Source organism: Collinsella sp. An307 (assembly GCF_002161805.1).
Taxonomy (GTDB): domain Bacteria; phylum Actinomycetota; class Coriobacteriia; order Coriobacteriales; family Coriobacteriaceae; genus Coprousia.
The window spans coordinates 114,750-138,008 of the sequence record NZ_NFIP01000006.1 but is presented as its reverse complement, the minus strand read 5'-3'; the positions used below and the strand labels follow the sequence as shown (position 1 = coordinate 138,008).

Genomic DNA, 23,259 nt, shown 5'->3' with positions numbered 1-23,259 from the left:
CGGGGCGTGTCGGTAACTTTTCTCAATCTTTCAGCTTGATTTCCGAGTTTTCCACATGTTGTGCAAGGTGTGTGCAAAACTTTTCAGTTGTTTTCTTCACTTTTCAACAAGTTTTGAAAAGCTGTGGAAACCTCTGAAAGTGTGCAGTGTGAGCTACTATCTATGCAGAGCTATCGCGAGGATTGAGAGACCATGGCAGACGACTTCTACCCCTTCGTTGACTCGGGCGACCCGGCGCCTGACAACGAGCACATAACCGGCGTGGCCGACGGTGCCGACAGCGAGGGCGGCGCGCCCTCTGAGATGGCGGGTTTTGCCACGCGCATCTCGATCTACGACGACATGTTCTCAACACCGCGCGTCATTGTGATCGACCCGGCGCCCGTGCGCACCTACCTGGAGGAAATCACCAACACGGTCTACCGCTGCATGAAGGAACAGGGCGGCACGCTCTCTCTTATGGTTATTCGCGAGCTTGTGGAGAACTTCATCCACGCCCACTTTGTGGAGCCCATCATCTCCATCCTCGACGGCGGCAACACGATCCGCTTTGCCGACCAGGGTCCCGGCATCGACGACAAGGAGCGGGCCTTTGAGTTCGGCGTGACCTCCGCCGACCGCACCATGAAGCGCTACATCCGCGGCACCGGTTCTGGTTTGCCGATGGTCCAGCAGTACCTCGAGGCGGCGGGCGGCGCAGTCTCGATTGAGAACAACCTGGGCGGCGGCACCGTTGTCACCGTATCGACCGACCCTGCGCGCGTGGACGAGATAAAGCGTACCGGTGGGCGCGGCGCTGCCGTGAGGCCCGCCGATCAGCAAGTGCAGGACCCGCAGGCGCAGGCACCCTACGCAGGGGCCCCGGCCAATGCCGCGGGGGCGTACCCGGGCGCGGCGGACGGAGTGTACCCGGGTGCAGCAGCGGGTGCGGCGGGAGCGTACCCGGGCGCACCAGCGGGAACGTACCCGGCGCTCGCTCAAGCGCAGGCGTACCCGGCAGCGGGCGCAGCACAGGCGTCGCAGGGATACCCCGGCGCTGCATGGCCAACCTACCCCGCATACCCCGGCTACCCGCAGGCAGCGGGATGGCCGCCGGTCGGCGCCTATCCGGTACCGTCTGCCGGTTTTCCACAGGCGGGACACGAGTTTTCCACAACAGGGGGATACGCTGGTTACCCTGCACCTTCGCCGTACGGCACAGAGGCCACGCCCGCACCCGCGGCGGACCTCATTGTGAGCGAGCGCGGGCGCGACGCCCTCGCCTACCTGCTGGAACACGGGCACGCCGGCCCCTCGGAGCTCACTGCCGCCTTTGGTCAGTCGGGTCCCACGTGGTCGCGCGAGCTTGCTACACTGAGCAAGCGCGGTTTTGCCGTCAAGCAAGGGCAGAAGTATTACCTGACCGAGCTGGGCGCAAGCTGGGCGCGGACGCACTGACGACTGAGGTGGGGTGACCATGGAAAACGAAGCCCAGATGATTCTGGATGACACCATCTCGTTCTGCGAGCGCGACGGTGTCGACACCCGCCTTGTGCAGATGCTGCGCCAATCGCGGGGCGTCACACTTACCGACACCACGCTCACCATCGAGGCGCCCTCGCGGTTTGCGGGCGCCGCGCTCATGAAGCAGCGCGCGGTGATCGAGCGCTATCTGGAAGAGATTGCCTTTGCACCCGTCGAGCTCGTCGTTACGACGGCGCTGCCGGCGGCCGAGGGCGTTTCACGGGAAACCTCCGCGGCGGGGGGCACGCAGGCCGCAGCAACGAACGTGGGCACGACGGCGCCGGTAGCGGCAGCACCGGTGGTGACCGCGCCGACAGCGGCAGCCCCCGTACCGGCAGCTCCCGCACCGGCGGTAACGGCACCGACCATGCCCGCCCCCGCGATTCACATCCCGAGCGCCGACGGCGCAACCAGCGACGCGGAGACGCACGTAACCGTCACCAACACCATCAGCTCCGACGACTTCAAGCGCCTCATGAGCACCATGGGGCAGGGCGGCGGAGCGTCTCGCAGCAACGGGAACGCGGCGTCCGGCGCCACGGGCGGAGCGGTTACCTCGGCATCCGCCTCACCTGCTGCCAGCAACGACACGTACCCAGCGGTACCCATCAACTCCAAATTCACGTTTGAGAACTTTGTGTACGGCGACGAGAACAAGCACGCCTACAACTCGGCCGTGCGCTTTGCCGTGACCGCGGAGGACCCGGGCAGTTACAGCTCGCTTTTTATCTACGGCAAGTCGGGCCTTGGTAAGACGCACCTTTTGCTCGCCATCAAGAACTACCTGAACGAGAACTGCCCGCACCTCAAGGTCAAGTACGCCAACAGCCAGGCCTACATCGACGACTTCATCAACGAGGTAGCGCTTCAAAAGGACGCCCACCGCGCGATCCTGCGCGATTATCATGACGCGGACGTCCTCATCATCGACGATATCCAGAACATCATCGGCAAGACCGCGTCCATCGACAACTTCTTCAGCCTGATGGACGAGTTCATCCGCGACAACAAGAAAGTCGCGATTGCGTCTGACCGCGCACCTAAGAACCTCGGCATGGACGAGCGCCTTACCAGCCGCTTTAACGCGGGCATGCTCTGCCTTGTCTCGGAGCCCGGCTTTGAGATGAAGTTCATGATCTTGAAGCACTACTACGAGAACACCGTGCTACCCGCGGCGGACTCCTTGCCGCCGGCGGGCGGGGACACGTCGCTCCTCTCGTCCATCCGCACGGGCGGCGGCCACCTCACCGAGGAAGACCTCAAGCACATGGCGAGTGTCTCGGGCACCAACATCCGCGAGCTCGAGAGCTTTTGCGAGCGCTGCGCGGGCGAGAGCTTTGAGCGCGAGCAGGAGGGGCGCACCCTCACGGGCGACGACATCGACCGCATTGCCAACGAGTACTTTGACGCGGCACACAAGAAGATCAGCGTCGAGACGGTTCAGAAAGTGGTTGAGGACTTCTACCGCGTGAGCCACAACGACCTCATTGGACCCAGGCGCCAGGCCGCCATCAAGAACGCCCGCCACGTGGCCGTCTACCTTGCACTCGACATGTGCGAGATGACAACCTCTATGGTGGGAGCCGCCTTTGGCGGGCGCGATCACACCACGGTGCTGCACTCGGTCAAGGTAATCGAGAAACGCATGAAGGAGGACCGCGCCTTTGTGGACGACCTCCAGCAGCTGCGCAACAAGATTATCCTCCGCTCGTAAGCGCGCGGTTGGATTATGGTCAGAGTGGAGACCTCGGTAGGGGAAAACCTCGGGAAAGATGGGAGATAAACGGTGGAAAACCAAGGGCGTACAGTGGATAAATCAAGCACCCTTTGGTTTGGTGGAAAACAGGCACGGTTCTCAACAGGGGTCGGTCGAAAAACTTTTGGGCATCGTACTGGGAAAAGCCGCGTAATCCCCAACATCAACCGACTTATTACTATCATTGGTTACTAGAACTTATATATAAAAGAAAGGCGCGCCATGAAGTTCACCGTAAGCCAGACCTCACTCGCCGACGCAATCGCCACCGTGCAGAAGGGCGTCGCTACATCCTCCACGCTCCCCATTCTGGCCGGCGTGCTCGTGCGCGCAGCAGACGGCGTGCTGGAGTTTCAGACCTCCAACTACACCACCTCGATTCGCCATCGCATTGCCGCGCATGTTGAAGAGCCGGGTGCGACCGTCATCCCCTGCAAGATGCTCGCGAACCTCATCAAGACCCTGCCGGACGCCGCGGTCGCCTTTGAGACCGTCGACCGCCAGATTGCCATCACCTGCCAGAAGTCGCACGTGCGCCTGAACACGCTCGACCCGGCGGACTTCCCGGAGTTTCCGGCGTACGCCATCGAGGCGAGCGTCGAGCTGCCCATGAACATCCTGACCGAGATGACCGCCCGCGTGTGGCGCGTCACCTCGACCGACAAGGCGCGCCCCATCCTGGGCGGCGTGCACATGACGGTCGAGAACAACACCCTGCGCCTGGTGGCGACCGACTCGTTCCGTCTGGCCGTGTGCGATACGCAGGTGGAGACCTCGACCCTTGAGGGCAGCTTTGAGATCAACATTCCGGCCGAGGCCATGAACGACGCGCTTTCCATCATGCGCGACGAGCCGCAGATCCTGGTCGGCGCGACCGACACCCAGGTGGTGTTTGAGGCGGGCAACACCTGCTACGTCTCGCGCCGTCTTGAGGGAACCTACCCCAACTACAAGCAGCTCATCCCCACCTCGTGCGTCACGAGCGTAAAGATCGACGTCGCGGCGTTCACCGCGGCACTCAAGCGCGTGGCCGTCATTGCGAGCAACAACCCGGCCGTCAAGATCGAGATCGATACCGAGGCGGGCGCGCTTTCGCTCTCCTCCATCTCGGGCGACCAGGACCTCGCGCAGGAGACCATCGACGTGGAGGCCGAGGGCGAGAGCGGCACCATTGCCTTCAACTACCACTACATCTTTGGCTGCCTGAACGTGCTCAACCGCGAGAAGGAGATCACGCTCGAGCTCAAGAGCTACCAGGCGCCCGGCGTCTTTAAGAGCTACGACAAGATTAACTACCTCTACCTCGTGATGCCGGTGCGCATCTAGCGCGGCGTGGGCGGCGGCGGACCTGTGGCCATCCTCGCGCGCACGCTCCACGTGCGCAACTTTCGCAATTACGATGACTACACGCTCGAGCTTGACCCGGGCGTGACGGTCCTTGTGGGCAGAAACGCTCAAGGCAAGACCAATCTGGTCGAGGCGCTCCAGCTCGCCACCTCGGGTGCGAGCTTTCGCAAGCCCTCGCCCGCCGAGCTGGTGGAGGAAGGGGAGGAGGGCTGCTCGATTGCGCTTCGCCTGGAGGGCGACGGGCGCGTGGTCGACCTGGGCTGCACGGTGCGCGACGGCAAACGCAGCTTCTCACGCAACGGCAAGAAGTGCCGCGCCGCCGGCGTGCGCGGCGTGGTGCCGAGCGTGCTTTTCTGCCCCGATGACCTCGACATGATCAAGCGTTCGGCGAGCGTGCGCCGCGCCGCGCTAGACGGCTTTGGCGTGCAACTGAACGAGCGGTACGCGCAGCTTCTGGGTACCTACGAGCGCCTGGTGGAGCAGAGAAACGCTCTTCTGAAGGAGCGCTGGTGCACGCGCGAGATGCTCGCCGCGTGGAACGACTCGCTTGCACAGGCGGGCGCGTCGCTGCTCACGCACCGCTTGGCGCTGCTCGACCGTATTCGCGTGCGGTTTGTTGAGGCGTACGCCCAGATTGCGCCCGGCGAGCGGGCCGACATCACGTATGAGGCGAGTGTGGACGCCGTGCTTGGCGCTACCGCTGGCGATGCAGTCGCAGCGGATGCCGGGGGGCTGGTCGCCGCAGGTGAGGACGTGGCTGCGGATGATCGCTCCGCCGATGGCACCGCCGCGAATCGCGCTGGTGTTGACCGCACGACCCAAGTCGCTTGGTGGCGCGAGCGCATGCTTGCCGCGCTCGATGCGGTCTTTAACGACGAGCTCCGCCGGGGTATCACGCTCGTGGGCCCGCACCGCGACGAGATTCGCTTCTCTATCGACGGGCGCGACGCTCGCGCCTTCGCCTCGCAGGGGCAGCAGCGCTCTCTTGTGCTCGCATGGAAGGTCGCCGAGGTCGCGGTCACGCGCGACATCCTTGGTCGGCCGCCTCTGCTTCTGCTCGACGACGTGATGAGCGAGCTCGACGCTGAGCGCCGCGAAGCCTTTGTGCGCGGTATCGAGGACGAGGTTCAGACGGTCATCACCACCACGAACCTCGGCTACTTCTCGGACGCTATACTTGACCGTGCAAAGGTCGTAACCATCGGCACGGTGTGACAGGTCGCCATCCTCGCCCCGCGCGGACAGCGTACGACTTGTGTGCATCCGTCACACTCTGTGTGCAAACTGCACGCTTTGTGTGCAAACGGAACGGCCTGTGTGCATCTGGCACGCATATCAAGGTTTTTCCGTTCCAGATGCACATGAAGCGTGACGGATGCACATGGGACGTGCTGATTGCACGCGGAGTGTGCAGTTTGCACATAAGCCGTTCCGTTTGCACGCGCTGAGTGAAGGATGCGTGCGCCGGCGGCGCGCCGCGATGATGCCACGGGTTGCGACGGAAGATTACCTGTGTGTCGCCTGAGGAGGTGCGCATGGACCTCAACGAGTATCTGGATGCCGAGCGTCGGCGCATCCTCGGTGCCGCTACGCCCGAGCGCCGCGAGCAGATGGCACGTGCCGAGCGCTCGCGCGAGGTCTACCGCGCATGGAACGCCGTCTGCGGCGGCACGCGCGAGGGCGCGCACGTGACGGGCCTGCGCTACCTGCCCGATACCAACGAGCTCCTTGTCTACCTCGACGCCGCGTCCTGGACGCAGGAGATGTCGATGCTCCGCGAGATCATCCGCACGCGTATGGAGCGCCAGGGCGTCTCCCTCGCGGGCTTCAAGTTCCGCACTACCAAGCCGGGCCATGTAAAGAGCCATCTCGCCAAAGACGGTGCGAGCGGCTCCTCGCCCAATGCGACAAACGCCGCGCCGTCAGGCTCTCGGCAACGCGCTCCGCACGGCGCCTACGCGCCTGCCGGTCCTGCCGGCGCCGCTGCTCGCCCCGCAGAGCGCCCGCACGCAGAGCTCTCGGCCGAGGAATATGCACAATTGGACGCCGCCGTCTCACCAATTTCTGACCAAAAGCTCGCAGCGGCGCTAAAAAACGCCATGAAGGCGAGTCTTGAGTGGAAAAAGACCGGCGACGCTCAAAACGGCGCGTGACGGCAATCTGGTGGCCTTGTAGAGCCTTTTGAAACGCCTTTAGAGAGCCACTTTAATCAGGTATCATAGATAAGCTTGAACGCGTATCGGTTCGAAGTGATACCCGGCGGGGTATCCGATAGGAGAAAACGTGGCTAAATCGAACGATTACGGCGCGAGCGACATTAAGATCCTCGAGGGTCTCGAGGCAGTTCGCAAGCGCCCCGGCATGTACATCGGTTCCACCAGCTCAAGTGGCCTGCACCACCTTGTGTGGGAGATCGTCGACAACTCCGTCGACGAGGCCATGGCCGGCTTCTGCTCCAAGATCGAGGTCACCGTCCATCCGGACAACTCCATCACCGTGGTCGACAACGGCCGCGGCATCCCGGTGGCCAAGCACCCGCAGAAGAAGATCCCCACCCTCGAGGTGGTCATGACCGTGCTTCATGCGGGTGGTAAGTTCGACAACAACGCCTACAAGGTCTCCGGCGGCCTGCACGGCGTGGGCGTGTCGGTGGTAAATGCGCTCTCCAAAAAGATGAACGTGCAGGTCAAGCGCGACGGCCACATCTATGAGATGGAGTTCAGCCGCGGCAAGACCACGCAGAAGATGAAGCAGATCGGCGACTCCAAGGCCACGGGTACCACCACGACCTTCTGGCCGGATGATGAGATCTTTGAGACGACCGTCTACGACTACGAGACCCTGCGCAACCGCCTGCAGGAGACGGCCTTCTTGAACCGCAACCTCAAGATCATCCTGCGCGACGAGCGCGAGCTCACCCCGCGTGTGGACGAGTTCTGCTACGAGGGCGGCATCGTCGACTTCGTCAAATTCCTGAACGAGGGCAAAGAAATCCCCGACGGTCTCAAGCGCCCCATCTACCTGTTTGGCAAGAGCGAGGACGGCGCGCCGGTGGAGCGCGCGGGCGAGGTCGAGGTGGCACTCCAGTGGAACACCTCATACTCCGAGAACGTCATGAGCTTTGCGAACGACATTTACACCCCCGAGGGCGGCATGCACCTTGAGGGCTTCCGCACCGCGCTTACCCGCGTCATTAACGACTACGCGCGCAAGCAGAACATCCTGAAAGAGAAGGACGCCAACCTCACGGGCGACGATGTGCGCGAGGGCCTTGCCGCGGTCATCTCCGTTAAGCTTGCCGACCCGCAGTTTGAGGGTCAGACCAAGGCTAAGCTCGGCAGCTCGTTCATGCGTACTCTCACGCTCAAGGTTGTGACCGAGGGCCTCACCGACTACCTGGAGGAGCATCCCAAAGCTGGCCGCGAGATCGTAAAGAAGGCCCAGCAGGCGAGCAAGGCCCGCAACGCCGCCCGCAAGGCGCGCGAGGCAACCCGCCGCAAGAGCTTGCTCGAGACCGCGAGCCTGCCCGGCAAGCTCGCCGACTGCTCGGTGCGTGACGCCGAGATGACCGAGCTCTTTATCGTAGAGGGTGACTCCGCAGGCGGCTCGGCCAAGGACGGTCGCCGCCGCGATATCCAGGCGATTCTGCCCCTGCGCGGCAAGATCTTGAACGTCGAGCGCGTGGGCGACCATCGCGCCTTTAGCTCCGACACCATCCAGTCGCTCATCACCGCCATCGGCTGCGGCGTGACCACGAGCGCAGGTGACGGCGGCGACTTTGACATCACCAAGGCGCGCTACCACAAGATCATCATCATGACCGATGCAGACGTTGACGGTGCACACATCCGCATCCTTCTGCTCACGTTCTTCTACAAGTACATGCGCCCGCTCATCGACGCCGGCTACGTGTACGTGGCCTGCCCGCCGATCTTTGGCATTAAGGTGCGCAACAAGATCCACTACGTCTACCCCAACGGCCGCCAGCCGGAGGAGGAGATCCTGCGCGACACCATCAAGAGCCTCGGCCTCAACCCCGACGAGGGCGCCGACGACGATGCCGCCGCGTCTGGCAAGGTCACCAAGAAGCGCCGCGGCTACACCGTCCAGCGCTACAAGGGTCTGGGCGAGATGGACCCCAAGCAGCTCGCCTCGACTACCATGGACCCCAAGACCCGCATCCTGCAGCGCGTGACCATCGAAGACGCCATGGCCGCCGACCGCGCGGTGCGCGAGCTTATGGGCAACCAGGTGGAGTATCGCCGCGAGTACATCGAGAAGCACGCGCACGACGCGCGCTTCCTGGACGCGTAAGGAGCACACGTGGCAGACGATATGAACAACAAGCCCGAGGGCGAGGGCCTCTCCGACGACCTCAAGCGCCTGCTGGCGCGTGCCGAGGCCGACGACGAGGGCACCGACGTCTACGTTGAGGATGCCGAGGGCGAGGACGAAGAGGAAGACGACGGCGAGCTTGAGGAGAGCTTTGGTACCGTCGATCGCGGCGAATCCGCTGGTGAGGACATCAACGGCGGCCAGCTGCAGATCTCTGAGTTTGGGCACGAGATGCGCCAGAGCTTCATCGAGTACTCGATGTCGGTCATCACGGCGCGCGCCCTGCCGGACGTGCGCGACGGCTTAAAGCCGGTGCACCGCCGCATCCTCTATGCAATGAACGAGAGCGGCATCTATCCCAACCGCCCGCACAAGAAGAGTGCGTGGACGGTCGGTGAGGTTATTGGTAAGTACCACCCGCACGGTGACGCCGCGGTGTACGACACCATGGTCCGCCTTGCTCAGTGGTTCAGCATGCGCACCCCGCTCATCGACGGTCACGGCAACTTCGGTAACATCGACGGCGACGGCGCCGCGGCCATGCGTTACACCGAGAGCCGCCTCGCCCGCCCCGCGATGGAGCTCCTGCGCGATCTGCAGAAGGACACCGTTGACTGGCAGCCCAACTACGACGAGTCGCTCGCCGAGCCGCAGGTCCTGCCCGCGCGCTTCCCCAACCTGCTGGTAAACGGCTCCTCGGGCATCGCGGTCGGTATGGCCACCAACATTCCGCCGCACAACCTTACCGAGGCCGTTGAGGCCACGTGCCTGCTGATCGACAACCCCGATGCAACGGTTGACGAGCTCATGCAGGTCATGCCCGGCCCGGACTTTCCCACCGGCGCCGTCATCATGGGCACCGACGGCATCCGCCAGGCCTACGAGACCGGCCGCGGCTCCATCACCGTGCGCGCCAAGGCGCATGTGGAGTCTACCAAGACCGGCCGCAACCGCCTGGTCTTTACCGAGATTCCCTACCAGGTCAACAAGGGCACGCTGCAGGAGAAAATCGCCCAGCTCGTAAACGAGAAACGCATCGAGGGCATCTCCGACATGCGCGACGAGTCCACCCAGAAGGGCATCCGCCTCGTTATCGAGCTCAAGAAGGGCGTCATCCCGCAGGTTGTGCTCAACAACCTCTACAAGTTCACCTCGCTGCAGTCGACCTTTGGCGTGAACAACCTCGCGCTCGTGGGTGGCGTGCCCAAGTGCCTGAGCCTGCCGGAGATGCTGCGCCACTACATCGACCACCAGGTCGACGTCGTGACCCGCCGCACCCGCTACGACCTCAAGAAGGCCCAGGCCCGCGCGCACATCCTCGAGGGCTACCTGCTCGCGCTTGACCATATCGACGAGGTCATCAGCATCATCCGCTCCTCGCAGACCGATACCGAGGCCAGCGAACGCCTGATCGCGCGCTTTGGCTTTACGCCCGAGCAGACGAGCGCCATCCTCGAGATGCGCCTGCGTCGCCTGACCGGCCTCGAGCGTAACAAGATCGAGGAGGAGCTTGCCGGGCTCCGTCAGGCCATCGCCTACTACGAGGACCTGCTCGCCCACGAAGAGAAGATCCTCGGCGTCATCAAGGACGAGATGCGCGAGATTTCCAAGAAGTACGGCGACAAGCGGCGCACCGAGATTTCTCAGGCGGAGAAGGACCTCGACGTGGAGGACCTCATTGCCGACGAGGACATGGTCGTGACCATCACCCATACCGGCTACGTGAAGCGTATTCCCGTGGCGGCCTACCGCGCGCAGAAGCGCGGCGGCAAGGGCGTCAGTGGCGTGAACCTCAAAGAGGACGACGTCATTAGCGAGATGTTCATCGCGAGCACCCACGAGTACGTGCTCTTCTTCTCCAACAAGGGCAAGGTCTACCGCCTGAAGGTGCACGAGCTGCCCGTGGGCACGCGCCAGGCACGCGGCACTGCGATCGTGAACCTGCTGCCCTTTGAGGACGGCGAGAAGATCGCGAGCGTCATCAGCTGCCGCGAGTTCCCCGACAACGAGTACCTGCTCTTTGCCACTAAGCAGGGCATGGTCAAGAAGACCGTCATGAGCGCGTACGACCGCAGCCGCCGCGACGGCATCATCGCCATCAACCTCAAGGCCGGCGACGCGCTGCTCGACGTTCGCCGCGTGCGCGAGGGCGACCGTGTGATCATGGCCACCACCGAGGGCAAGGCCATCATGTTTATGGAGGACCAGGTCCGCGCGACCGGCCGCGACACCTCGGGCGTGCTTGGCATCCGCATGAAGGGCGACGCCACCGTGCTTGGCATGGAGATTTCCAACGGCCGCGGCGACCTCTTTGTGATTACCGAGAACGGCTACGGCAAGCGCACGCCGGTTGAGGATTACCCACTGCAGAACCGCGGCGGCCAGGGTGTCTACACCATCCAGATGACCGCGCGCAAGGGCAAGCTCGCCGCCATGAAGACGGTGGGCCCGCAGCACGAGCTCTTTATCATCACCGAGAACGCGACCGTGATCCGCGTGAAGACCGACGAGATTAGCCGCACCGGTCGCGCCACGCAGGGCGTGAAGATGATGAGCGTGGCCGACGGCGATCGCGTGACCGCCGTGGCGCGCATGACGAGCGCCAAGAAGAAGCCCAAGGCTCCCTCCGTGATGGAGGGTCAGGAGGCGCTCGACCTTGGCGCCGCGACCGACGTTAGTGCCGATAGCGATGACCATGTGGACATCGGCTCCGGTGACGCCGCCCTCGAGGACCTGCTCGAAGAATAGCACCGTTATTGGTGGGTGAACGATCCGCTAGAGCGCTTCTTGCTCTCTGTCGGATCGTCGCCCGTCAACAATGTGGGAAACCGCCCGCAGCGCACTGCGCGCCGCGGGCGGTTTGTTGTTCAACGGACGCCTCACACTGGCTCTTCTCATTGATACAAGAAGAGTTGGCCAAATTACCCTGTGAGAGGGCATTTCGTGATGCTCCGCGCCATTGGTTTCCATTGAGAAATAGATAATTGGAAGATCTGACGTACTGGTAGCGCTGAGAACGGTGGAATCAAGGCGCTGTTTCAAGTTGCGAAGATCCACTTCATAGCGAGTTAAGTAAGGAAAACTGCCCTCTTGTAAGGTGATTTGACCAACCGAGCGCCTGCGAAAGTGGCGGGCGCCCTAGAAGTCGTCGGGCGAGAGCGTCTGCACAAACTGGTCGAATTGCTTGAGCTCGTCCTCGCCGGTCTCGGTGTCCGTGCGGAGCGAAACGGTGCCCGCGCGATTCATAACGTCGTCCTCAACGTAGATGGGGGCGTTCGCGCGCACGGCAAGGGCGAGCGCGTCGCTCGGGCGGGCGTCGATGGCAACCTCGCGGGTCTTGCCCTCGGCATCGGGCGCAGCAAGCACGAGCCGCGCGAAGAAAACAGGCGCATCAACGTGGTTGACCTCAACGCGTTCAATCTTGGCGTCGAGCTTGCCGAGCGTATCGATAAAGAGGTCGTGCGTAATGGGGCGCCCGCCCTGGCTGCTGTCGATGCCGCAGCTGATGGACGCGGCTTCAAACGAGCCGGTCTGAATGGAAAGCGAGCGCAGCGGCGCGCCCGCGCCGGCGTTGCCGGAGCGCTCCCTGAGCACGATAAGCGACGGCACCGGACCAGAGGCCATGATGATGGTCTCGATATCAACGCGAATCATATGGCACCTCCTATGTACCGTTTGGTTATATGGCATAGCCGGGGAGCCCCGGATGAGACCGTGTGTATGCAGTTGCCGATGATGCAGCTGCTGACACGCGTGAATCGATACGCTATGATACCCAATTCATCCTCTTACATGTGCTCTTCCACGAGCTTTTTATCAACGACGCGCGGAGCACATTGAGGTTGGTGTCCCGGCGCTAGAATATGAGTCAGATTGCAAGAAATGCGGCGTTGGAGCGTCGTCCTCTGATATTGGTGAGGTCTATGCAGGAGCGAACGGACGGAGCAGTTGATTTGTCTTGCAGTAAAGGTAATGCCTCGACTAACAGCAAGATAAAGCGGGTGGACGTGTGCTGGGCCACAGAGAAGATCCTGCTTGCGTGCTGCATGCTCTTCCTTTGCGTAACTAGCATAGCTACGCTGGTATGCACCAGCACCTATCCGGATTATTCGGGAACGTTTATGTTGTCGTTCACTACGACACCTCTCGTAATTGCCGTCATATTGTTGCAATTTGCGGTTCTATACATGCTCGACAGACAAGGAATATTGAAGCGCATCCCCGTACGTAAAATAGCGTTTGCTCTTGCAGTTTATCTCACGATGTTCGGTGTTGCCTGGGCTGCTTTAGCCGATGTGTGGCCGGAGTGGGATTCATCGGCCATCTTTGACGCAGCGAGCGAATTTGGAGTAGTGGGATCGCGATTTTACGAGCCGGGGCGTTATGTGGAACGCTTTCCCCATCAGCTAGCATACATTTTACTTGTGCATGCCGTGGAGGTGACCGTAGGCCATAGGTATGTTGTGATGGAATGCATCAATGCACTCGCTGCTGGGCTGCTTGGCTATGCGATAGTCATGTTGACAAGTGCTCTCTTTACGAGTCGACGTGTAGCAAATATTGCGGCGTTCCTCCTGTTCGGCTTTTTCCCGCTTGTGTTTTACAGCACGTTTGCCTACCCCAATATGATTTCTCTTGCGTTTGCTGCTTGGGCAATGCTATTCCAGGCGAAAGCGCTGATAAGGTTGAGAGAAGATGAAGGTCGGAATGGCAAGATGGCGCCCGCATCATGCGTGCGGCAGGCGTTTACAATGCAATCACGAATGTACGTCATTCGCTATATAGCGGGATCTGCACTATGCGCCGCCGCCTCGTACCTCTTTAAGTCAAGCATGCTACTTGTGCTTGTGGCGATGGTGGTTGTTTGGATCGGCTACGGTTTGAGGAACTGGCGCTGCCTCGCTCGCTCATTCGTTTCCCTCGGTGCGTTGGTGGCACTTATGGTGTGTTGCGTTGCTGGCGTATCGACGATTAACGGATATGCAGAACTGCGCACGGGGATCGATACGTCGCGCGCTATGCCATCTTCAGCGTATATTGCGATGGGTTTCAACCACGACTCAAATGGTTGGTACACGGGATTTCTCTGGTCGCTGGATGAAGGCGATGAGACGACCTACGATCCGGCACGTTATGATGAGGTGGCTCGTCAGCTCATTGCGGAGGAGATTTCTCGGATGGTCGAGCAACCTCTTGATGCACTTGTTTTTTTTGCGACAAAGTATTGCTCGGAGTGGTGTGACCCCACGTCTGAGTCGTTGCTAGCAAGTAATTGGAGCACATCTCCTTCTGACCTCGTTATGTCGGAGCGCGCTATGAGTCCGTTGCTTAAATCTATTTACTATGGCCCCGTTCATCAAGCGATTGTTTTCTTTTTGGATGGTTGGCAGTCGCTCGTGCTTATCTCGGCGCTCGTGGCGGTGTTGCGCGGTTGGCGTGCGCTCAATCGCGCCGATGAAGGCATAGCCTTTACTATCGATCGCCTCGCTCCCATGCTTTATGTCGCGGGGCTCGCTCTGTTTTATGTAGTGTGGGAGGCAAAAGCGCAATATACCATGCCTGGCTATGTCATGCTCGTGCCGTATGCCGCGGTTGGTATAGCATATATAACCAAGAGGATCGATACGGCACTGCTTCACCGAGGGTTGTGCCGCACGCATAGCCGGGGGTAGCTAGATTCATGTCCGACACCCTGTATATCGTCATGCCCGCCTACAATGAGGGCACAAATATCCATTGCACGCTGGAACAGTGGTATCCCATAGTTGCGCGTCTCGGCGGTGAGAGTCGTCTTGTAGTGTTTGATGATGGCAGTAAAGACGACACGTATGTTCAGATGCAGGAATTTGCTCGGACACACCCCCTCTTTATTCCCATGACCAAAGAAAACTCAGGACACGGTGCGACATTGATTGAAGCTTACCGTTACGCTCTTGATCAAGGTGCCGACTACGTGTTTCAGACCGATTCCGATGGTCAGACGAACCCTAAGGAGTTCTGGGCGTTCTGGGATCGTAGAGAAGACTTTGATATGGTAATCGGTTGGCGTCGTGGCCGTCAGGACGGTTTTTCGCGTGTAATCGTCACCAAGACCCTTAAAGTTGTGGTAAAGCTGCTTTTTCATGTGACGGTGACCGATGCGAATACGCCCTATCGTCTTATGAGCGCCCCCACATTGCGTGAAAACCTAGCGTTTGTACCCGATGGTTTTAATCTAACCAACGTCGTACTCGCGGCAGTATATGCCAAACGACATCAGAGGGTGACATATCTGCCGGTCACCTTCAAGCCGCGTCAAGGTGGAGTCAATTCCATCAATCTCAGGCGAATCGCTGGGATTGGCTACCATGCACTACGTGATTTCACGCGCATCAATAAGACGATAGATGCCGCACTATAGCGATAGAGTTTGATCTTAATGGGGGCGTTGTGAAACGCTGCGTAGCGTTCTACAGCGGAGGCCTCGTCGCATTAATACGACGAGGCCTCCTAAACCTCCACTGTTTCAGTGGCTGTACTTGTCGACTGTTTTATTGTTGCCAGCCAGCGACAGCCTGAGCCGTTGCGGTCGTGTCGATGACCATGGGCTCGGTAGCCTCCGGCGAGGTGGTCACATCGTAGGTGACCGTCACCGTTTCCTGGCCGTTGATTAGCGGACTTGCCGTGTAGACACCAAAGCCGTTCCAGCTCAGGGCACTCCAATTCTGAGTACTAAAGTCTCCGCCCGTGGAACTCACGTTGGAGATGGTGCCACCGGAGGGAGCAACAAGGTAGATATGAATGAACATATCTGACACGTTACGCTTGAGCGGGCTGTAGCCGGTAACGTACGTGGGTTGCGCCTCTGCCTCAGCAAGCGAAAGGTTGTTAGTGAAGGTTGAAGTCGCATGGTAGGTGGTTGAGCCGTCGGCATTTTTGGTACCGGCATCCATGGTGGTGTTAGTGGAGAGATACCAGCTAATCTTAGAGGCGGTGTCATCGCCGGCGTATACACCGAGCTGTGGCGCGGTAGGATCGGTCTTAACCTCGCCACCAGCACCGGTCTGCTTGATGATGTTTTCCTCGTCCTCGTTGACCATCCACATCTGGAGACGCCCCTCTTCGATACCGCGGGTGACCACGTCTACAAACGCTGGCAAATCGAGGTTGCCGAGGTTGCCCATGATGTTGCTAAAGGCGGCAGAAGCGACGGCTGAGAAGAAGGTATCCTGCGTATCGGTGTCAAACATCGCGTATGCATCGTGCATGAGCAAACGTGCGGCATTATCACCATTCACCTCTACGCCGTTGATGGTAATACCGCCGGTAAGCTTGAGTAGGTACTGAAGGAAGACCGGATCGATAGCGATAACGCCATCGATGGTGCCGCCCTTCTGGTCGGTGTACATGGCGGAAAAGAGAGAGTACGCTCGCGGGAAGTCGAAGATATAGGGAGTATCGGCGGGAATCTTGCCCACGCGATCGCCAAAGATGGCGATTTCCTCATCGGTAACGCCAAAGCCGACTTGGTCGTACCACTCAAGACCCTTGTCTGCCGAGGTGCCGATGCCGGTGAAGTCACCGAGTTCGATGCGGCCATCGACCACGGTCATAACACCAGCGGAGCCAGGGAATCCGCCTGTGGAACGCAATTCTACGTTGTTCTGTGCGACGATAAGGTAATGACGGACATTACCGTCTGCACCAAGCATCTGGGGCAGGTAGGGGGCAACTTCGTTCAGTGCGGTAACGGCAGAGTTTGCCGTACGCACACCGTCCTGCACCTTGGTGACGAGCTCGCTCACCTTACCGATACGTGCCTCAGGAAGCGCCTCAATGGTCTCAGCGCTCTGCTGGATGACGGGCGATATGTTTTGCAGTGTGGATACGAGTGACTGCAGAAGGTCAACGTTAACAGCACCGTCAGTCATAAGATTGCTGAGTTTCACATCTGCCAAGCTGTCACAGGCGGGGATGAGGGCGTATTGGCAGAGGCGATCTGCCTCGGAGACCAACGTGCGCGCGGACTGAACGTCCTGCCCCACAACGGGCACGAGCGACGCTATCTGCCAAGGAAGTCCGCTTAAAGTGTCGTTCATGCCGCTGACCTCAGAAGCGATAGTTGCGGCTGTAGTGCGCACCGTTTCACCGTCGCCTGCCATTACGGAGTCTTTGAGACCGCTTGCCTGCTCCATGAGGGTGGGGACTTTGGCAGTGATGTTCTTATAGTCGCGGAACATGGTGAACCCGCAGATGCCCCCCACAATCACAACGAGTACCACGATGGCGGCAATTACACCGGCAATAATCTTACCGCGCTTCTTGCGCTGGTAATGATAACTGTTGCGAGGGTCGCTGCCACCGCCCCGAGCCGGCCCGTAAGGCAGGGCACCACCTTGGGGGCTGCTGTAGTTGCTTTGTGCGTAACCAGGGTCAGTGGTCGCGCCCATATCCACTGAGCGCCCGCTTTCCACAGCGTGCACAAACGTGTCCGAAGGGCTCGTTGCGCGCGATGCCGACGGCGTGGCAGTGTTGGATTCACGCGGTTGTGACGAAGCGCCCGGGTGGTTAGACGACTGGAAATATGCACTCGTGAACTCAGCGGTCTCGCTGGGCCCCGCGCTCGAGCGGGGAGATGCGACGTTTCTGGTCTGTCCGTCTGCGGAAAAATGGTTCCCCGCACGCGATTGATCGGAATCGTAGGGCATGACAACCTCCCATACGTTGAACATACAGTTCCATGATAGGGTAGGAGCCACGCGTTCGCGCGTTCTACATGGTAAAAGAATACTGACTGCATAGGAGGCTCGCGGGAGTGCGGTTACTGGTGTAGTTCGTTGAGAGCTTGCAGACACGGTCCCGGATTTAAGATGGATATCGAACGAGTTCAGACAATGGTGTCCCTTAAGGTATGAGATTCGATGTGTGAAGACGGACAATCAGCGTGCTCGTGGGAAAAACCCAACGACTCTTCAAATTGCTAAAAAAGTGTAGCTTAAGCCCGTAGAACGCTGTCACCCGACTATCTATGAGAATGCTCAGTTCAAACTTAACTAGGTGATGTTTTACCCTGGGAGGTATTACGCGCCGCCGTTGCGCTCCAGCCACGCTTTGAACCCCTCAAACAACAGGTGCAAAACGAGGTGCATAGAGACAAACGAACTTGAGGACATGTTGATGTCGTCGAAGATGTTGCCGTTCTGGAAGTAGAGGCTATAGGCGGTGTAGCTTGCGAGCTCGTTGTTACCGAGATTTGTGATGGAGACAATGGGTGTGCCGCAGACGTTGATGGTCTGGAAGACGTCTCGGTAGCGGTCGATGCAACCCGAGAGCGAGGCGATGATGAGTAGGTCATCCCGGGTCAGAAACTGCTTTACAAGCCGGAGCTCGCCCGTTGCGGGAATCATCACTACGTCGCGGCCGATCATTTGCATGCAGCGGCAAAAGTCCTCGAGCATGAGGCGCTGCCCGTAACCAGTGCCAAAGGCGTAAATCTTACGCGCCGATGCCATGCGCGCGTACAGCTCGTCGAGCTGATTGGTGCGCTCAAACAAACGTATGGTTTGGGCAAGGTCCTCGGCAACCGTCTGCGCGGCTGTGGTTACGGCGAGCGAGTTTGTTCGCTGTTTGCGGCCGCGCTCGCTTTCATGGCGCAGGAAATACTTGAAGTCGCTGTATCCGTCGAAACCCAGGTGCCGCGTCATGCGCACGATGGTTGCGGTGGAAACGTTGCAGCGGTCTGCCAGCTCGCCGATGGACATGTTGGGGACGAGGTCCATCTCGTCAGATATCTGCTGCAGGATCTGGATATCGATATCCGTGAGGTTGCGATAGCTCTGGTTGACGATGCGGTCGAATGAACTTCCCATGCGCCTAGCCTCCTATCGTCCAGCCTGCATTACAAGATCTGCTGCCCACAGCGTTGTTTGTTGCCATGCGCACAAACAACGCGCGGAACGTTTAACCACGCTTCCGGTGTGAATACTCATTATGCGCCGGGAAGGTTGCGGCGGCGCTGGAGTGGCATGATTGTGAGAAAAGAATTTCAGCATCTGAAATAGATTCACCGCTTGCTCATATCATTACTGGTATTCCTTTGCAGTACCGCCCCTGTAATGCCGATTCGTATTATCGAGATAAGGGTTGGGCCCACATCCCTCAGTTGAGCCAGATATGGCGGCGCGCCGCGCGTTCCTGCATATCTGGAAGCTCGGTTGCGCTCTAGGAGCGTGAGAGGAGGAATAGCATGGACCTTCATGAGTCGTCCATTGTGATTGCAGGTGGCGGCAGCACGTATACGCCTGAGATTATCCTTATGCTGCTCGATAACCTGCACCGTTTTCCCATCCGTCAGATAAAGCTTTACGACAACGACCCTGATCGTCAGAAGATTGTGGCAGATGCCTGCGAGATCATCGTGCGCGAGCATGCGCCGCATATTGCGTTCTTGGCCACGACCGACCCCGAGACGGCGTTTACCGATGTGGATTTCTGCATGGCTCACATCCGCAGCGGTAAGTACGAGATGCGCGATCGTGACGAGAAGATTCCGCTCAAGTACGGCCTAGTCGGTCAGGAGACCTGCGGCGTCGGTGGCATCGCCTACGGTCTGCGCTCGATCCCCGATGTTATCCAGCTTATCGACTATATGGAGAAGTGGTCGCCCAACTGCTGGATGCTCAACTACTCGAACCCGGCGGCAATCGTAGCGGAGGCCGTGCGTGCGGCGCGCCCGCACTCCAAGGTGCTCAACATCTGCGACATGCCCATCGACATCATGGAGCGCATGGCAAAAATCTGCGGCTTTGACTCGCGCAAGGACCTAGTTGTGCGTTATTACGGCCTCAACCACTTTGGCTGGTGGAGCGATGTGCGCGACCAGGACGGCAGCGACCTCATGCCCAAGCTCAAGGCGTACGTGGCAGAAAACGGCTACAACCTCGAGCCGCTCGGTTGCGAACCTCGCATGAACGATGAGGACTGGCGTCACACCTATCGCTTTGCGCGCGAGCTCTACGCCACGGATCCGAGTGTTCTTCCCACCACGTACTTCAAGTACTACCTGTATCCCGACCATGTGGTTGCAGATACCGATCCCACCTATACGCGCGTGGACATGGTGAAGGACATTCGCGAGAAAGAGGTCTTCTCTGAGTGCGAGCGCATCGCCGCGTGTGGTACATCCGAGGGTACCACGCTCAAGATCGGCGTTCATGCCTCGTTCATTGTTGACCTCGCCTGCGCCATTGCCTTCAATACGCACGAGCGCATGCTGCTCATCGTGGAGAACCAGGGCTCTATCCCCAACCTGCCCGAAACCGCGATGGTTGAGATTCCCTGCATCGTTGGTTCCAACGGACCCGAGCCCCTGCGTATTGGCCCGATTCCGTGGTTCCAGAAGGGTCTCATCGAGCAGCAGCTCGCCGTGGAGAAGCTCGTGGTCGAGGCGTTCTTTGAGCGCTCCTACCAGAAGCTCTGGCAGGCGTTCATCCTGTCAAAAACCATGAAGGACGCCGATGTTGCCAAGGCTGTGCTCGACGACCTCATTGAGGCGAACAAGGATTATTGGCCCGAACTGAACTAACGCGCGCGGTAACTCTGTAGAGGGGGAGTTTTCATGCGAACATTTATTCAGAAGCTCGGTAAGTCATTAATGGCCCCGTTGTCGATAATCGTTGCCGCGGGCCTGATGCTCGGCCTGGCGTCGCTGCTCACCAATCAGATGATCTTTGGCGACGCGCTTGCGGGCGTGCCGTTTATCGACGCGCTCGTGCGCTGCGTGAATGCGCTGGCAAGTGCGCTCTTTAGCTTGCTGCCGGTGCTGTTCTGCATGTCGCTTGCCATGGGTATGACGCGCGAGGACAAGGAAATCGCCACTTTTGCCTCGGTCATCGCGTTCGTGCTGTTCCACACCACGATCAACTTCTTCCTGGGGCTGAACGGCATTACGGCGGAGACCACGTCGATCGAGGCTCTGCAAAAGACGGGTCTGAGCCTCACCGAGGCAACGCAGCAAAACGCTGCCTACGATACCGTCTTTGGCATCTTTACCTATCGCATGAGCATCTTTGGCGGTATCGTCTGCGGCCTGTGGACGGCATTCATCCACAACCGCTTCCACCGCACACAGCTACCGGCGGCGTTCAGCTTCTTCAGCGGTACGCGGTTTGTGCCCATCATGATTACGGTGACCATTCCGTTTGTCGCCATCGTGATGTACTTTGTCTGGCCCATCTTCAGCATGCTCATCAACGCGTTCGGTGACCTCATCCAGGCTGCTGGTGCGTTTGGTACCTTCATCTACGGGTTCCTCGAGCGTCTGCTTATCCCCACGGGCCTGCATCACATCCTGAATCAGCTCATCCGCTTCACGCCCATCGGCGGCACCGCAATGGTTGATGGGGAGCAGGTCTCCGGCGCGCTCAATATCTTCAACGCGCTTCTCATGCAGACCGACCCCAATATGGACATCATGCGTATGGCAACGCGCTTCCTCACGCAGGGCACGCATCCGTTCATGGTCTTCGGTCTGCCCGCTGCTTGCTACGCCATGTATCGCTGCGCTCTGCCCGAGAACAAGGCAAAGGTTAAGGGCATTCTGCTCGCCGCCGGCCTCACCAGCTTTGTGACAGGCATCACCGAACCCATCGAGTTCTCGTTCATCTTCATCTCGCCGGTGCTTTGGCTCTTCCACGCCTGCATGGCTGGTCTGTCGTTCCTTATCAACACGCTGCTTGGCGTCTGCATTGGTAACGCCGGTGGCGGCCTCATCGATCTTACGCTCTTTGGCATTCTGCGTGGTCCCGAGACTCGCTGGTATCTCAACGTTGCCGTGGGTATTGTTTACGCCATCGTGTACTACAACGTCTTCAAGTTCGTGATCACCAAGCAGAACCTCAAGACCCCTGGTCGCGATACAGACGCGAGTTATGAGACGGGTTCGGTCGACGTGAGCGAGATGGGCCTTGCCATCATGGAGGCCGTGGGTGGCCGCGACAACATCGTCGATATCGACAACTGCATTAGCCGCCTGCGCCTCGTGCTTAAGGATACGGCCGTGGTCGACGAAGCCGCGCTTAAAGAGACAGGCTCACTTGGCGTCATCAAAATCAACGAGGAGAACGTTCAGGTGGTGTACGGCACGCAGGTAGAGAACGCCGCCCACGCCCTGAAGGACGCCGTCCGCGCCGCCGACCTTGCAGTCGCTGCTACTGCAAAGTAGCTCTTGTTGAACGCGGTTGGGTCGATCCCGCGCCTTGGATTGACCTGGTCGGTACGGCCCGCATCTCCCCTTGCCTCCCAATTGGCTAGCGGGCCATCGCGAGGTGCCTCCCCTGCATACGCCGGGGAGGCACCTCGCCATTCCTTGAGGTTTAATCCTGGCATCTCAAAAACTCGTTCTTTTCTTTGGTTGGCCGGAAGCGGAAATTCGCGGGTCGTGCGTTTTATGATTTGACGTAGGCGACACTCTGATTAGCGATCGAAAGGGTAGGGCAGTTCTTCAGAAAGATATCCCACCTTATCCCCAAGATATCTTTGGGGGTAAGAAGCACGCCGTGCCTCGTGTTCATGGGAAAAAGTTGCAACAGGGCCATTAGATTCGCGGGGAAAAGTTGCAACAAGGTAGTCTTTTTCGCGGGGAAAATATGCAATTTGGGGTTTTACCTGCGATAGAGATTGGGCGTCGAATCTGTTTCCAGCGGAATGTCTCCCTACCTAGCTTGGGCTTTGGTTGATCCCCTCATATCGGGCCTAGCGTCTAGGGAATGCGGTATCGAAGCTAGTTTCTGGCGTAAGCGCCCCTATTCTCTTGCGTGCTGGATGCGCAGTGTTGATTGATTTGATGGGCGCACATGTCTGTGAGTCAGTTGACGCCGTGTGGTCAAAGACCCCGGTAGAATAATAAACGACCCCCTAGAAGTGGGGATGTTTGGCGGTCGCGAGCTCACGGTCACCGGCATTTCCGCAGGAAAAGATTGGCTGAGCGGCGCTGTCAGCGCTGAGCGGGCGCTAAGCGGCTCATTTTCAGCGCGTAAATCATTATTCTAAGCGCTTCAATGACCAGTCCTCTTGATTTTGGCATTGCAACGGCGTGCTTAAACTAGATTGGGGCGCTTGGAGTTGATCTTGCAGCCAGCTTCTCTCTGTGGCTTTGCTGGCGATGTCTTTGGGGTCACAGATTGTGACCCCAAAGAGCGGGCCTTCCTTGGTGATGTGAGCGCAGAATAGACTGGAAGTGTGACTTGCATTGAATATGACGCAGCCAGCATCGGTCTATTGCTCGTTCTCTATGCTGATGAAGTTGTTGATGGGAGTAGGGGCTGGGAAGGCGGACGGGG

The 23,259-nt window shown here is 59.4% G+C and carries 14 protein-coding genes; 11 read left to right on the top strand and 3 right to left on the bottom strand.

Annotation, left to right across the window (positions count from 1 at the left end; all coding sequences use genetic code 11):
• The first annotated feature begins 192 nt into the window (after window positions 1–192).
• The 7 genes from B5F89_RS06555 (at window position 193) to gyrA (ending at window position 11,689) form a co-directional block, all read left to right on the top strand.
• The gene (locus tag B5F89_RS06555; RefSeq protein WP_087430985.1) at window positions 193–1,437 is read left to right on the top strand and encodes an ATP-binding protein; all 1,245 of its coding nucleotides are present in this window, start codon (window positions 193–195) and stop codon (window positions 1,435–1,437) included.
• A gap of 19 nt (window positions 1,438–1,456) precedes the next feature.
• Complete coding sequence (locus B5F89_RS06550) at window positions 1,457–3,217, top strand: DnaA/Hda family protein (protein ID WP_087430984.1); 1,761 nt, start codon at window positions 1,457–1,459, stop codon at window positions 3,215–3,217.
• A gap of 264 nt (window positions 3,218–3,481) precedes the next feature.
• On the top strand, window positions 3,482–4,585 hold the full coding sequence (dnaN, locus tag B5F89_RS06545) for a DNA polymerase III subunit beta (protein ID WP_087430983.1): 1,104 nt from the start codon (window positions 3,482–3,484) through the stop codon (window positions 4,583–4,585).
• A 24-nt stretch (window positions 4,586–4,609) separates the two neighbouring features.
• Window positions 4,610–5,821 carry a DNA replication and repair protein RecF gene (recF, locus tag B5F89_RS06540; RefSeq protein WP_087430982.1) on the top strand — a complete coding sequence of 404 codons (1,212 nt, stop codon included), beginning with the start codon at window positions 4,610–4,612 and terminating at the stop codon, window positions 5,819–5,821.
• Window positions 5,822–6,141: 320 nt separating this feature from the next.
• Window positions 6,142–6,759, top strand: coding sequence for a DciA family protein (locus B5F89_RS06535; protein WP_087430981.1), 618 nt, complete (start codon window positions 6,142–6,144; stop codon window positions 6,757–6,759).
• Between the two features lie 130 nt (window positions 6,760–6,889).
• A complete protein-coding gene (gyrB, locus tag B5F89_RS06530; protein WP_087430980.1) occupies window positions 6,890–8,920 on the top strand; it encodes a DNA topoisomerase (ATP-hydrolyzing) subunit B in 2,031 nt (676 codons plus the stop codon).
• 21 nt (window positions 8,921–8,941) lie between these two features.
• Window positions 8,942–11,689, top strand: coding sequence for a DNA gyrase subunit A (gene gyrA, locus B5F89_RS06525; RefSeq protein WP_087431007.1), 2,748 nt, complete (start codon window positions 8,942–8,944; stop codon window positions 11,687–11,689).
• A gap of 390 nt (window positions 11,690–12,079) precedes the next feature.
• Here the strand turns inward: gyrA and B5F89_RS06520 are convergent, their stop codons facing one another.
• Window positions 12,080–12,595, bottom strand: a complete 516-nt coding sequence (locus B5F89_RS06520; protein ID WP_087430979.1) for a bifunctional nuclease family protein — start codon at window positions 12,593–12,595, stop codon at window positions 12,080–12,082.
• 269 nt (window positions 12,596–12,864) lie between these two features.
• Here B5F89_RS06520 and B5F89_RS06515 point away from each other — a divergent pair, with 269 nt between their 5' ends.
• Both B5F89_RS06515 and B5F89_RS06510 read left to right on the top strand, forming a co-directional pair.
• Complete coding sequence (locus B5F89_RS06515) at window positions 12,865–14,613, top strand: hypothetical protein (protein ID WP_087430978.1); 1,749 nt, start codon at window positions 12,865–12,867, stop codon at window positions 14,611–14,613.
• An 8-nt stretch (window positions 14,614–14,621) separates the two neighbouring features.
• The gene (locus B5F89_RS06510; RefSeq protein WP_087430977.1) at window positions 14,622–15,341 is read left to right on the top strand and encodes a glycosyltransferase family 2 protein; all 720 of its coding nucleotides are present in this window, start codon (window positions 14,622–14,624) and stop codon (window positions 15,339–15,341) included.
• Window positions 15,342–15,471: 130 nt separating this feature from the next.
• Here the strand turns inward: B5F89_RS06510 and B5F89_RS06505 are convergent, their stop codons facing one another.
• Together B5F89_RS06505 and B5F89_RS06500 are read right to left on the bottom strand one after the other, a co-directional pair.
• Window positions 15,472–17,370, bottom strand: coding sequence for a DUF4012 domain-containing protein (locus B5F89_RS06505; RefSeq protein WP_158098436.1), 1,899 nt, complete (start codon window positions 17,368–17,370; stop codon window positions 15,472–15,474).
• 630 nt (window positions 17,371–18,000) lie between these two features.
• Complete coding sequence (locus B5F89_RS06500) at window positions 18,001–18,789, bottom strand: MurR/RpiR family transcriptional regulator (protein WP_087430975.1); 789 nt, start codon at window positions 18,787–18,789, stop codon at window positions 18,001–18,003.
• 377 nt (window positions 18,790–19,166) lie between these two features.
• Between B5F89_RS06500 and B5F89_RS06495 the strand changes: the two genes are divergently transcribed.
• A complete protein-coding gene (locus tag B5F89_RS06495; protein ID WP_087430974.1) occupies window positions 19,167–20,504 on the top strand; it encodes a 6-phospho-alpha-glucosidase in 1,338 nt (445 codons plus the stop codon).
• Window positions 20,505–20,537: 33 nt separating this feature from the next.
• Window positions 20,538–22,142: a PTS transporter subunit EIIC gene (locus B5F89_RS06490; RefSeq protein WP_087430973.1), complete on the top strand. Its 1,605-nt coding sequence runs from the start codon at window positions 20,538–20,540 to the stop codon at window positions 22,140–22,142.
• The last annotated feature ends 1,117 nt before the right edge of the window (window positions 22,143–23,259 follow it).